The sequence below is a fragment of the Micromonospora palythoicola genome (assembly GCF_036689795.1).
GTDB lineage: Bacteria > Actinomycetota > Actinomycetes > Mycobacteriales > Micromonosporaceae > Micromonospora > Micromonospora palythoicola.
The window spans coordinates 1-12,886 of sequence record NZ_JBAGKI010000026.1; the positions used below are offsets into that span (position 1 = coordinate 1).

Annotated in this window: 9 protein-coding genes; 5 read left to right on the plus strand and 4 right to left on the minus strand. The window is 73.5% G+C overall.

Annotated elements, in window-relative coordinates:
• Nucleotides 1-61: 61 nt before the first annotated feature.
• Complete coding sequence (locus tag V5O40_RS14080; protein ID WP_332905843.1) at nt 62-637, minus strand: PadR family transcriptional regulator; 576 nt, start codon at nt 635-637, stop codon at nt 62-64.
• A 270-nt stretch (nt 638-907) separates the two neighbouring features.
• Between V5O40_RS14080 and V5O40_RS14085 the strand changes: the two genes are divergently transcribed.
• The gene (locus V5O40_RS14085; protein WP_332905844.1) at nt 908-1,747 is read left to right on the plus strand and encodes a GNAT family N-acetyltransferase; all 840 of its coding nucleotides are present in this window, start codon (nt 908-910) and stop codon (nt 1,745-1,747) included.
• A 118-nt stretch (nt 1,748-1,865) separates the two neighbouring features.
• Entirely contained in the window at nt 1,866-5,612 is a 3,747-nt protein-coding gene (locus tag V5O40_RS14090) for an ABC transporter ATP-binding protein (protein WP_332905845.1), read from the plus strand.
• A gap of 66 nt (nt 5,613-5,678) precedes the next feature.
• On the opposite strand, the gene V5O40_RS14095 is transcribed toward V5O40_RS14090, so the two are convergent.
• The 3 genes from V5O40_RS14095 to V5O40_RS14105 are packed head-to-tail and all read right to left on the minus strand — an operon-like array spanning nt 5,679 to nt 8,455.
• Nucleotides 5,679-6,746, minus strand: a complete 1,068-nt coding sequence (locus V5O40_RS14095) for an NADH:flavin oxidoreductase/NADH oxidase (RefSeq protein WP_332905846.1) — start codon at nt 6,744-6,746, stop codon at nt 5,679-5,681.
• Nucleotides 6,747-6,774: 28 nt separating this feature from the next.
• Nucleotides 6,775-7,497, minus strand: coding sequence for a DUF998 domain-containing protein (locus tag V5O40_RS14100; protein ID WP_332905847.1), 723 nt, complete (start codon nt 7,495-7,497; stop codon nt 6,775-6,777).
• Nucleotides 7,490-8,455 (minus strand): glutathione S-transferase family protein, encoded by a 966-nt coding sequence (locus V5O40_RS14105; protein WP_332905848.1) that lies wholly within the window; start codon nt 8,453-8,455, stop codon nt 7,490-7,492. The genes V5O40_RS14100 and V5O40_RS14105 overlap by 8 nt, the downstream gene beginning before the upstream one ends.
• A 108-nt stretch (nt 8,456-8,563) precedes the next feature.
• On the opposite strand from V5O40_RS14105, the gene pcaF reads away from it, so the two are divergent.
• From pcaF to V5O40_RS14120, 3 genes are all read left to right on the plus strand, one after another.
• Complete coding sequence (gene pcaF, locus V5O40_RS14110) at nt 8,564-9,766, plus strand: 3-oxoadipyl-CoA thiolase (protein WP_332905849.1); 1,203 nt, start codon at nt 8,564-8,566, stop codon at nt 9,764-9,766.
• Nucleotides 9,767-9,882: 116 nt separating this feature from the next.
• Complete coding sequence (locus V5O40_RS14115; protein WP_332905850.1) at nt 9,883-10,701, plus strand: SAM-dependent methyltransferase; 819 nt, start codon at nt 9,883-9,885, stop codon at nt 10,699-10,701.
• 4 nt (nt 10,702-10,705) lie between these two features.
• Nucleotides 10,706-12,862, plus strand: coding sequence for a putative bifunctional diguanylate cyclase/phosphodiesterase (locus V5O40_RS14120; RefSeq protein ID WP_332905851.1), 2,157 nt, complete (start codon nt 10,706-10,708; stop codon nt 12,860-12,862).
• The last annotated feature ends 24 nt before the right edge of the window (nt 12,863-12,886 follow it).

Here is a 12,886-nt window from a genome sequence, read left to right on the forward strand (position 1 = left end):
GAACGCGACGAGGACGAGGGCGGCCAGCCATCGGGTGGCCGCCCTCGACGCGTACCCGGGATCACTCGGATTCGGCGAGGATCGCGTACAGCTTGCGGCGGGTCTCGTCGAGCACCTGGGCGGCCCGTTCCCGCTGGTCGTCGGTGCCCGTCATCATCACCTGACGCAGCGCCTGCATCGCCTGCATGCCGGCGTTTCGGATGTCGTGCCAGCTGTTGATGGTGTCCTCGGCGACCTCCGCCCAGGGCGGTGTCTGGGCCGCCTCGTCGGCCTCGGCGCGGCCCTGCTCGGTGAGGGTGAACCGCTTGCGACCACCGCCGGACTCCTCCGTGGCGGCGATGACGCCCTCGTCCTCCAGCAACTGGAGGGTCGGGTAGATCGAACCGGGACTGGGTCGCCAGCTCCCGCCGGTGCGGGAGTCGATCTCCTGGATCATCTCGTAGCCGTGCATCGGTCGCTCGGTGAGCAGGGCCAGCACCGCGTTGCGGACGTTCGGCCGGCGCCCCCGCCCCCGTCCGCGACCGCCCCGACCGTGTCCGAACCCGTGTCCGCCCGGCGGAAACGGTGGCCCCGGCGGAAACCCGAACCCGCGCATCCGCCCCTCGTGCACGCCATGCCCACGTCGATGCAATCTCATGGTCTTCTCCTTCTCGGAACTATCACTGATGCATCAACGATATATCGCCAACACAACGCCGACAACCCGACTCACGTCGGCCGCCCGGGTTCCGCCTTGTTGACCAAGAAGTTCGCGTCGTGATTCGCCGCCGAAAGTGGCCAAAACTTCTTGATCAACGCGAGCGGGGGTGGGTGGGGGCGAGCGGGGGCGGGTGGGGGTGGGTGGGTTTGGTGGTGGGGTGGGGTTGGTCTGCCGACGGAAGGTGAAGGGATCTGGCAGGCTGTAACCGTGCTGACGGCGCCGGTGCGGCAAATCGGGGAATCGGAACGGCGCGCGGTCGAGCGGTTGCTCGACCTCGACCCGTTCGCGAGCGCGCAGGTCGCGGAGCGGGTCGCCGCGCGTGGGCTGGCCTGGTGGCGGGCCGAGGGCCGGGTGCTGGGGTACGGCTCCCGCCGGCACCTCGAATCGGTCTGTTGGCTCGGCGGGAACCTCACCCCGGTGCTGGCCGGCCCGCAGGCCATCGCCGCCTTCGCCGACCTGCTGGCCGGCGAGGAACGGCTCTGTTCCTCGATCGTCGGGCGGGCCGACGCCGTCCTGCAACTGTGGGAGCGGCTCTCCGACACCTGGGGTCCGGCCCGAGACGTACGCGCCAACCAGCCGTTGCTGGTCACCGACGCGCTGCCACCGGTCCCGGTCGACCCACACGTGCGCCGGGTGCGCAGCGGCGAACTCGACCGGCTCTTCCCGGCCGCGGTGGCGATGTACACCGAGGAGGTCGGTGTCTCCCCACTCGCCGAGGACGGCGGTCGCGGGTACCGGCGCCGGGTGACGGACATGATCCGCTCCGGCCGGGCGTACGCCCGTTTCGTCGACGGCCGGGTGGTGTTCAAGGCCGAGCTGGCGGTCGTCACCCGGCGCACCGCGCAGGTCCAGGGGGTGTGGGTGGCACCCGAGTGGCGGGGGCGCGGCATCGCCACCGCCGCGATGGCCGCGGTGGTCGCTGACGCGCTGACCCGGGTCGCCCCGACGGTCAGCCTCTACGTCAACGACTTCAACAGGCCCGCCCGGCGGGTCTACGAGCGCTGCGGGTTCCGCCCGGTCGGCACCCTGGCGACCGTGCTGTTCTGAGCCGGCCGCAGGTCGGCGGAGACCTTCGTCACGCCCCGCCACCGGCGAAAATGCGTTGAGTCAGGCGGGCGGGCGAAGCAGGCTGGAAACTCCGCCACCAGACCGGAGGAACCGACGCATGCGCCTGCTCCGTGATCTGTGGGTCACCTCCGCGCGCCGGATGACCCTGGTGGTCGTCCTGATCCTGCTCGGCGGCATCGGCCAGGCGGCCACCGCCGCGCTCGCCGGGCCGGTGCTGCTGCACCGCTCCGTCGGGTTCTTCGTGCTGCTGTCGGTGGCGCTTGTCGCGGCGGTCGTCAGCGACCTGGTGGTGAGCCTGGTGATGGCCGGCGTCACCGCCGATTGGTCCGCCGACCTGCGCCGTCGCCTGTGCCGGGTGGCGCTGGGACAGCCCGTGCCGGCGCTGGAGACGACCCCGGTCGGTGAGATGCTCGACCGCATCGACGGCGACGTGTACGACGTCGCCTCGGGCGTGCGTGGCCCCGGCGTACGGCTGGCCCAGGCACTGGCCGTCGGCCTGCTGTCCACGCTCGTCGCGCTCACCGTCTGGTGGCCGGCCGGGCTCGGCATGCTGCTGCTCTGCGTCCTGCTCGCGTTCACCCTGCGGCGTCCCGCCGCCCGGATCGCCCCGGCCCGGATGCACGAGGAAGCGGCCTGGTCGGACCTCGCGGCCGTGATGGAGGAGTCGATCCACGGCCAGGACGACGTACGCACCAGCCTGGCCCGGCCGTACGTGCTGCGCCTGTACGCCCGCCGGGCGGCCGAGGTGCTGCGCCGTGGACTGCGGGTGTGGCAGATGTCGGCGCAGGTCAACACCGTCGCGGCCGGGGTGACGCGGGTCGGGGTGGCGCTGGTCGTGCTCGGCGGGGTGTGGGCGTTGACCACCGGCCGGGTCGACGCCGCCCGGATCACCGCGATCTGGCTGCTTGCGCTCTCCCTCGGCATGACCGTCGAACACGTCAGCCGGATGGTGCCGGAGGTGCAGTACGCCCTCGGCGCGTGGGGACGGGTCCAGCTGCTCTCGGCCGCACCACAGGAGCCCAGCGGCGGTGCCGCACCCAGCGACGGTGACCTGGTCATCCGCGACCTGACCTACCGCTACCCGAGCACCGGGCCGGACGCCGACCGTGGCCCCGCACTGCGCGACGTCGACCTGACCTTCGTCCGGGGCCGCTCGTACGCCCTGGTCGGCCGGACCGGGTCGGGTAAGTCCACGCTGGCCAAGCTGCTCACCCGGGCGGTCGACGTGCCGCCGGGGACGGTCCTGCTCGCCGGGCGCGACGTGCTCGACCTCGACGTGGAGCAGCTGCGCCAGTGGGTCGCCGTGGTGCCGCAACGGACCGAGATCCTCGCCGGCACGCTCGCCGAGAACGTGGCGCTGTTCGACCCCGAGCTGCTCGACGCCGCCGCCCTGGCCCTCGACGAGCTGGGGCTGGCCAACTGGATCGCCGAGCTGCCGGCCGGCCTGGACACCCGTCTCGGCGACGGCGGCCACGTGCTCTCGGCCGGTCAGGAGCAGCTGGTCGCCTTCGCCCGGATCCTGGTCCGCGACCCGCACGTGGTGATCCTCGACGAGGCCACCGCCCGGCTCGACCCGGTCACCGAGACCAGGGTGCAGCAGGCCACCGAGCGGCTGCTGCGCGACCGGATCGGCATCGTCATCGCCCACCGGTTGTCGTCGGTGAGCCGCTGCGACGAGGTGGTGGTGCTGGCCGACGGCGCCGTGGTCGAGGCCGCCCCGCTGGCCGAGTCGCGACGCTTCGCCGAGCTGCTGGCGGCCGGTCACCAGGGCGGGCACGGTGTCGACGCGGCAACCGAGCTGCTGCCGGAGCCGGAGGCCGACCGGATCTGGGCGGAGCCGGCGCTCGTCGGCGCCAACCCGGCCGCCGCCATCGGCCCGGCGACCGCGATCAGCGTGCCCGTGGGAGCCCGCACGGCCGCCGCGCGTGGCGCCGACGTGCTGCTGCCCGGCGGTGGTGGCGAGACCGGCGACGGCACCGACCCGCCACCGCCGGACGACGCCGAGCTGCCCGCCCGGCACGGCGTCGAGGCAGGTCTGCCGGTGGGCGGTCCCGCGCCGGTCGTCGGGCCGGAGCCGGTCGACCCGGCGGAGGGGCGACAGGTCGGCGGCCGTGAGGCCGGCGCCGGTGCCCCGGACGCGGCGACCGAAGCCGACCGGCGGCCGGCCTCCCGGGGACGGACCCTGCGGGAGATCGGCCGGCTCTGCCTCAACGACCCCCGGTACGGCGCGGCGGCGGTGGGCATCTTCGCCGTGCTGGCGATCCTCGGCCTGGACGGGCCCGTGCTCGCCTGGCTCTGGGCCGACGTGGTCGACGGCACCGGCGACCCCTGGCTGCCCGCCCTCGGTATCGCGGCCGGGCTGATCCTCGCCATCCCGGCGCACTACTGGACCCACCTGTGGTTCCCCGCCTGGTGGGTACGGCAGATGCTGCGGATCAGCGCCCGCCTGGTGTACGGCCAGACCGGCCCGCGCCGGGTCAGCCGGCACACCCCCGCCGAGGTGGTGGCCCAGGGCGGCGACACCGAGCGGGTCGTCCAACTCGCCGACAACGTGCTCGACCAGACCGTCGGCCTGATCCTGCTGGTCGCCATGACGCTGATCACCGGCAGCGTGGTGCCCGGACTGTTCTTCCTCGGCACGATGGTGCTCTCCGGGCTGGCCGCCACGGCGTTCGGCCCGAGACTGGAGCGGGCGGCGCGGGACACCGTCGCCGCGCGGGCGGCCTTCGCCACCGCCCTGGTCTCCACGCTGTCCGCGGCCCGCACGGTGAAGCTGGCCGGGGCCACCCGGCCGGTGCTGACCCACCTGGCCGACCTCGACACCGTACGCAGCGAACGGCAGCGCCGGGAGATCGCCGTGCAGGTCTGGGCACGCTCCACGCCGGCGGTGGCCAGTGGGCTGTTCCCGATCGGCGTGTGGGCGCTGTTCCTGACCGGTGGGCTTTCCGCCGGGGCGGCGCTGGTCGCGGTCGCCACGTTGGGCGCGGCCCGCTGGTTCGCCTGGACCACCGCCTCGCTGATCTCCCAGGTGCCGTCGGCACGGGTGTGGACCCGACGGACGGCGGAGATGACCGGGATCGAGGCGTACTCGGCGCGGGTGCCCGGGGTGGACCTGGCCGCCGGCACCGCCCCCGCCCCGACGGTGCCACCGCGTACCCCGCTGCGGCGGCTGGAACTGGTCGGCTTCGGCGTCCGGCACACCGACGGCACCACCGCCGTACGCGACGTGGACCTGACCGTGGCACGCGGGCAGTTGGTCCTCGTGGTCGGGCCGGTCGGCTCGGGCAAGTCGTCGCTGCTGCGGGCCCTCGCCGGCATCGCGCCGCACACCGGGCTGCTGAGCTGGAACGGTGAGCCGGTGAGTGAGCCGGAGCTGTTCCTGCGTCCCAACCAGGTCGGCTACGTCGGTCAGCTGCCCCGGGTGCTCTCCGGCACGGTCGCGGACAACATCACCCTCGGGCATCAGGTGGACGCCGAGCACGCGGTCAGCACCGCCCAGCTCGACCACGACCTGGCCGCCACCGGCAGCGGACTCGGCCTGCTCATCGGGCACAAGGGCACCCGGTTGTCCGGCGGCCAGCTGCAACGGCTGGCGCTGGCCCGGGCGCTGGCGCCGCGTACCGAACTGCTGGTGGCCGACGACGTCTCCTCCGCGCTCGACGTCACCACCGAGCTGGCGCTGTGGCAGGCGCTGCGGGACCGGGGAGTGACCGTGGTCGGCTCCACCTCGAAGCGGGCCGCGCTGGTGCGGGCCGACCACGTGGTGGTGCTCATCGCCGGCACGGTGGCCGCCCAGGGTCCGTGGCGTGACCTGGAGAAGTACTGGGGCCACCTGGCCGGCTGAGAGCGGGTCTGAGATCCGCACGGGTCCGGCTGCCCTCGGCCGTCACCGGGCAGCCGGACCCGCCGGTCAGGCCGCCCGCAGGTACGGGGCCGGCCAGTTGGGCGCGGCGCCCAGCTTGGCGGCCGCCTGGTGCGGCCAGTACGGATTGCGCAGCAGTTCCCGGCCGAGCAGCACCAGGTCGGCCTCGCCGTCGGCGATGATCGCCTCGGCCTGCTCCGGTTCGACGATCAGGCCGACCGCGCCGGTCGGCACCTGCGCCTCGCGGCGGACCTGAGCGGCCAGCGGCACCTGGTAGCCGCGCCCGACCGGGACCTTGGCGGCTGGCGACGCCCCGCCCGAGGAGCAGTCGATCAGGTCCACCCCGGCGGTGCCGAGTTCGGCGGCGAGGGCGACGCTGTCCTCGACCGTCCAGCCGCCCGGCACCCAGTCGGTGGCCGAGATCCGGGCCAGTACCGGCACGTCCTCACCGACAGCGGCGCGCACCGCCCGAGCCACCTCCAGCGTCAGCCGCATCCGTCCGGCCCGGTCACCGCCCCAGCCGTCGGCCCGATTGTTGGTGAGCGGGGAGAGGAACTCGTGCAGCAGGTAGCCGTGTGCAGCGTGGATCTCCACGGCGGCGAAGCCGGCCGCCACCGCCCGCGTGGCGGACTCGGCGAATGCCGCGACGACATCGGCGATCCCGGTGGCGTCCAGGGCCGACGGCACCCGGTACTCCGGCACGAACGGTTCACCGGTCGGCCCGACCGGCGTCCAGCCACCCTCGGCGTCCGGCACCCCACCCTGGCGCGGCTCCCACGGCCGGTACGTCGACGCCTTGAACCCGGCATGCGCGAGCTGTACCACGGGCACCGCGCCGTGCGCGGCCACGAACCTGGTCACCGGCCGCCAGGCGTCGACGTGGCGGCCGGACCACAACCCGGTGTCCTGCGGACTGATCCGGCCCTCCGGCAGCACGGCGGTCGCCTCGGTCATCACCAGGCCCGCGCCACCGATCGCCCGGGTGCCGAGATGCACCAGGTGCCAGTCGGTGGGCAGGCCGTCGGGTCCGGCGCTGTACTGGCACATCGGTGCCAGCGCGATCCGGTTGGGCAGGGTGACCGTCCGCAGCGTCAGCGGCGTGAACAACGAACTCATCGCGCCATCCTCTCCCGGGTGCGCGACCTCAGCGCCGACGGCGAGCTGTGGGCTCGCGCACGGTCGGTGTCCGGTGGTCCTGCACCGCCACCGCCGTGGGGTCGCGTACCGCCAACGTTCCGGCGGTGGCCAGGGCCCAGCCGACGGCGACCGTCAGCAGCAGCCGCTCCAGCACCCCGACCAGCGAACTCCGGCCGACCAGCAGCATCGCCAAACCGACCGCGCCCGCGAGTGGTAGCGACACCGCTGCCGCGACGACGCCAATGCGCCGCAGCCGGCGTCGCGCCACCGGCGAGAAGGCGACCGCCAGCATCGCGAAGACCACCGCCGCCGTCGCGGCGACACTGGCCGCACCGTGCACCAGATCCGCCACGGTGGCCCGTTCGAACGGCGGCAGTGGGCAGCCCGCGCTGCACGTCACCGCTCCGGACAGGACCGTGCACAGACTCGCCGCCACGAGTAGCGTCACGGCGACCCGAAGTGCCGTGTCGCCGCAGTGCGGCGCACCGACCCGTAGCGCGACGGCGAGCAGCAGCAGCGCCCCGGCCAGGGCGAACACTCCGATCCGGTACGTCCAGGCATGGTCGCTGTCGACGACACCGGCCTCACTCACGTACCCGGTCAGGCCTGGTCCTGGGCCGGCCACCACGGCGAGTGTCACCGCGGCCGCGCCAGCCAGGGCGCAGAGCGCGGCGACCAGCGCGGCGCCGCGCCGCACCGACCGTCGGACCGTGGCCGGCGGCTCAGCCACGCCCGTGCGGCGTCGTCCAGCCGTGCAGATCCGGCCCGAGTGGGACGATTCCGGTCGGGTTGATCTCGCCGTGGGTGGCGTAGTAGTGCCGCTTGATGTGGTCGAAGTCGACGGTCTCCCCGAAACCGGGCGTCTGGAACAGATCCCGGGCGTACGCCCACAGCACCGGCAGCTCGGTGAGTTTCTGCCGGTTGCACTTGAAGTGCCCGTGGTACGCCACGTCGAAGCGGACCAGCGTGGTGAACAGGCGCACGTCCGCCTCGGTGATCGAGTCACCCATCAGGTAGCGCCGGCCGGCCAGCCGTTGCGACAGCGCGTCCAGCCGGGTGAACAGCGCCTCGAACGCCTCGTCGTACGCCTGCTGCGAGGTGGCGAAGCCGCATCGGTAGACGCCGTTGTTGACGTCCCGGTGGATCTCGGCCATCAGCGCGTCCATCTCCGGGCGCAGCTCGACCGGGTAGAGGTCCGGCGCGCCGGGGGCGTGCAGCCGCCGCCACTCGGTGGACAGGTCCAGGGTCAGCTGCGGGTAGTCGTTGGTGACCACCCGGCCGGTCCGGGTGTCCACCAGCGCCGGCACGGTGACCCGGCCGGTGTAGTCCGGATCGGTGGCCAGGTACGCCTCGGAGAGGTAATTGATGCCCAGCACGGGGTCGAAGCCGTCCGGGTCGAGGGCGAACCGCCAGCCCCGGTCGTCGCGGATCGGGTCGACGGTGCCCAGCGAGATGGCGTCGGTCAGCCCGAGCAGGTTCCGCACGATGAGCGCCCGGTGCGCCCAGGGGCAGGCCCGGCACCAGACCAGCCGGTAGCGGCCCGGCTCCAGCGGCCAGCGGTCCTGCTCGTCCGGTCCGCCGCCGGGCGGTGCGGTCGAGTGCGGCGTCACCCGCCCGGCGAACCGGTTGGGTTGGCGGACGAACGCACCGCCGTCGCTGGTCTCCGCGCTGAACTGGGCCCCTGCCATGCCCACAACCTATCGGCACCCGGCGGGGATATCCTGGCCGTCGGTGAGTCGCCGTGGACCCGGTGGACGCACCCTGACGACCCTTCCCCCACCCCCGAAGGACTCGCGATGACCGTGGCATACCTGGTGGCCGGTGTCCGCACCCCGATCGGCCGGTACGCGGGCGCGCTGGCCGGCGTACGCCCCGACGATCTGGCCGCCCACGTGATCCGCGAGCTGGTCGCGCGGCATCCGTCGGTGGACTGGGCGCGTACCGACGACGTGGTGCTGGGCTGCGCGAACCAGGCCGGTGAGGACAACCGCAACGTGGCCCGGATGGCGGCGCTGCTCGGCGGGCTGCCCGAGCAGGTGCCCGGCAGCACGGTCAACCGGCTCTGCGGCTCCGGGCTGGACGCACTGGCCACCGCCGCCCGGTCGATCGTCGCCGGTGAGGCGGACCTGGTCGTCGCGGGCGGGGTGGAGAGCATGAGCCGGGCGCCGTTCGTCATGCCGAAGGCCACCACCGCGTTCTCCCGATCCGCCGAGGTGTACGACACCACCATCGGTTGGCGACTGGTGAACCCGCTGATGGAGCGGGGTTGGGGCATCGACTCGATGCCCGAGACGGCGGAGAACGTGGCCGCCGAGTGCGGCGTGGACCGGGCGGCACAGGACGAGTTCGCGTACCGCTCGCAGTTGCGGGCCGCGAAGGCCCAGGCCGACGGCCGGCTGGCCGAGGAGATCGTGCCGGTGACCGTGCCGGCGGGGCGGCGGGAGACCCGGCTGGTCGAGGTCGACGAGCACCCCCGACAGACCTCGTTGGAGAAACTGGCGGCACTGCCCACCCCGTTCCGCGACGGCGGCACGGTGACCGCCGGCAACTCCTCGGGCGTCAACGACGGCGCGGTGGCCCTGCTGGTCGCCTCGGAGGCGGCCGTCGCCGCGTACGATCTCACGCCGCTGGCCCGGGTCACCGGCACGGCGGCGGCCGGTGTGCCGCCCCGGGTCATGGGCATCGGGCCGGTTCCGGCGACCCGGCGGCTGCTGGACCGGCAGGGGTTGGCGCTGGCCGACATCGACGTGATCGAGCTGAACGAGGCCTTCGCCGCCCAGTCCGTCGCGGTGCTGCGCGAACTCGGCCTGCCGGAGGACGCGGAGCACGTCAACCCCAACGGCGGCGCCATCGCCCTGGGGCACCCGCTCGGCGCCAGTGGTGCCCGGCTGGCGCTGACCGCCGCGCTGGAACTGCGTCGACGCGGCGGGCGGCGGGCGTTGGCCACCATGTGCATCGGGGTGGGACAGGGCATCGCGCTGCTGCTGGAGGCCCCCTGACCCGCCGGCACCGAACGGTGGATCAGGAAAAGAGCGTTGTGGATCTCCCCCCGCGCGACGGACCGGCCTAGAGTGGTCAGCATCACGATCCACGGCGACGACGTGAGGTGCAACCAGTGCAACAGCCGGACGGACTTCCCGCCGAGATCGACCTCTCCCGGCCCAGCGCGGCGCGGGTGTACGACTACTTCCTCGGCGGCGCCCACAACTTCGACATCGACCGGCAACTGGCCGACCAGATCGCGGCCATGACGCCGAACCTGCCGGCGACGATGCGGGCCGGGCGGGAGTTCCTCCGCCGGGCCGTGCACGCCCTGCTCGACGCCGGCATCGACCAGTTCCTGGACATCGGCTCCGGCATCCCCACCGTCGGCAACGTGCACGAGGTGGCCCAGGCCGCGAACCCGAAGGCCCGGGTGGTCTACGTCGACATCGACCCGGTCGCGGTGGCGCACAGCCGGGAGCTGCTCGCCGGCAACGAGTCGACCGGCGTCATCCACGGTGACCTGCGGGATCCGGAACGGATCCTGGCCGAGGCGCGCAAACTCGACCTGCTCGACTTCGACCGGCCGCTGGGCATCCTGCTCGCCGGGGTGGTGCACTTCGTCCCGGACACCGACCGACCCGGTGACATCCTGGCCACCCTGCGCGCGGCGGCGGCCCCCGGCAGCCACCTGGTGATCTCCCACTCCACCTTCGAGGACCAGCCGCAGGAGATGCTCGACGCGCAACGGCTGTCGGCGCGTACCGCCACCGAGATCACCCTCCGCTCGCGGGCCGAGATCACCGGCTTCTTCGGCGACTGGACCATTGTGGAGCCCGGGGTGGTGCACATGGAGCTGTGGCGACCCGACTCGCCCTCCGAGGTCACCGCCGACGGGCAGCGCTTCGGTGCCTTCGGTGGTGTCGCCCGGAACGACCGGCCCGCCGGCTGATCCGATGGCCGCCGTGGGTGCCTCCGGCGGGGACACCGTCGACCCGGCCGGCGCCCAGCGGTACGCCGCCGCCTGGACACGGGCCGTACGCCGGCTCGGTTTCGTGCCGCTGAGCGCGGCCGAGACCGAACGGCTGCTGCTCGGGCACACCCTCCGGCTGGCGGAGGTGCTGCTCTCCGCCGAACCGCCGGCAGCGGCGGCGGAGGAGGTCGGACGCTCCCTCGTCGCCGCGCACCTCACCGAGCCGGGGGTGATCGAGTGGTCGATCCGTACGCTGGGTGAGCGGTTCCGGACCGACGTGCTCGCCGCCGCGGCCGGGCGGCCCGGCCTCGACGAGCGGCTCGCGGTGATGCGGGGCGCACTCGCGGCCGGCTTCGCCCGTGCGCTGCGGGAGCGGACCTTCGTCCAGCAGGAGGGCATCGCCCGCGCCATGTGGCAGGCGCGGGACGACGCGGAGGCGGCGTTGCGGGACAGCGAGGCCCGCTTCCGGGCGGTCTTCGACGGCGCGGCCATCGGCATCGGCATCGCCGGAGTCGACGGGACGATCATCGACGTCAACCACGCCTTCGCCGACATGCTCGGCTACCCCGTCGAGGAGCTTCGGCAGCTCAACGTGGCGTCGCTGTTCCACACCGACGACGCGGCCGGCATGTGGGAGCTGTACCAGGAACTGATCGAGGGCAAGCACGACGCGGCCCGGGTCCAGAAGCGTTACTACCGCAAGGACGGCAGCGCCGTCTGGACCGACCTGGCCGTCTCGCTGATCCGCCACGACGACGGCCGGCCCCGGTTCACCGTGGCCGTGGTCGAGGACATCACCGAACGGTACGAACTCCAGCAGCGGCTGCGTTTCCAGGCACTGCACGACCCGCTCACCGGGCTGCCAAACCGGACGCTGTTCTTCGACACGCTGGCCGGCCTGGTCGAGCAGCCCGACGCACCCGGTCGGGTCGGTGTCTGCTTCCTCGACCTGGACGGGTTCAAGGCGATAAACGACAGCCTCGGGCACGCCCTCGGCGACCGGCTGCTGGTGATGATCGCCCGACGGCTGGCCGACTGCGTGGCCGACCAGGGCTATCTGGTCGCCCGGATGGGCGGTGACGAGTTCGTCATCCTGGTCGACGGGGTCACCGCCGTCCAGGACGTGATCGCCGTGGCCGAGTCGGCGCTGGCCGCCGTCGCCGCGCCGGTGCACGTCGGCGACCAGCAGCTCGCGGTCTCGGCGAGCATCGGCATCGTCGACTCGGCGGTCGCCGGCACCAGCGTCGTGGAGCTGATGAAGGCCGCCGACGCCACGCTCTACTGGGCGAAGGCGGAGGGCCGGGACCGGTGGGCGGTGTACGACCCGGAGCGCAGCGCCCGGGACACCGCCCGGTCGGCGCTGGCCGCCGGGCTGCCGCTGGCCCTCGACCGGGGCGAGTTCGTGCTGCACTACCAGCCGATCGTGTCGCTGCTCGACGGGCGCATGCTGGCCGTCGAGGCGCTCGTCCGGTGGCAGCATCCGGAACTGGGGCTGATCGGTCCCGACCGGTTCATCGGGCTCGCCGAGGAGACCGGCCTGATCGTCCGGCTCGGTGAGTGGGTGCTGCGGCAGGCGTGCCGCGACGCCCAGCGGTGGCACACCGACTTCCCGGACGCCGGGCTGGTGGTGAGCGTCAACCTGGCCGCCCGCCAGGCCGACCGCCCGGCGATCGTGGACACCGTGGCCGACGCGCTGGCCAGCACCGGACTGCCGGCGGAACTGCTGCAGCTGGAGCTGACCGAGAGTGCGGTGATGGGGTCGGCGGGGGAGCCGCTGCGGACGCTGCACCGGCTCGCCGCGCTCGGCGTACGGCTGGCCGTGGACGACTTCGGCACCGGGTACTCGAATCTGGCCTACCTGCGCCGGTTGCCGATCACCTGCCTGAAGTTGGCGGGCCCGTTCGTCGAGGGGATCCGGGGTACCGAGCCGGACGACGCCGACCACCGCGACGAACGCATCGTCGACGCGCTGGTGCGGCTGGCCCACGCGTTGGAGCTGTGGGTCACGGCGGAGGCGGTGGAGACCGAGGTACAGGCGGAACGGTTGCGGGCGTTGCGGTGCGACACCGCGCAGGGCCGGCTGTTCGGCCCACCGGGGCCGGCGGAGTCGATCGTCGCCCGGCTCGGCGATCCGGAGTGAGGAAGGGCACCCGGTCGACGCCCG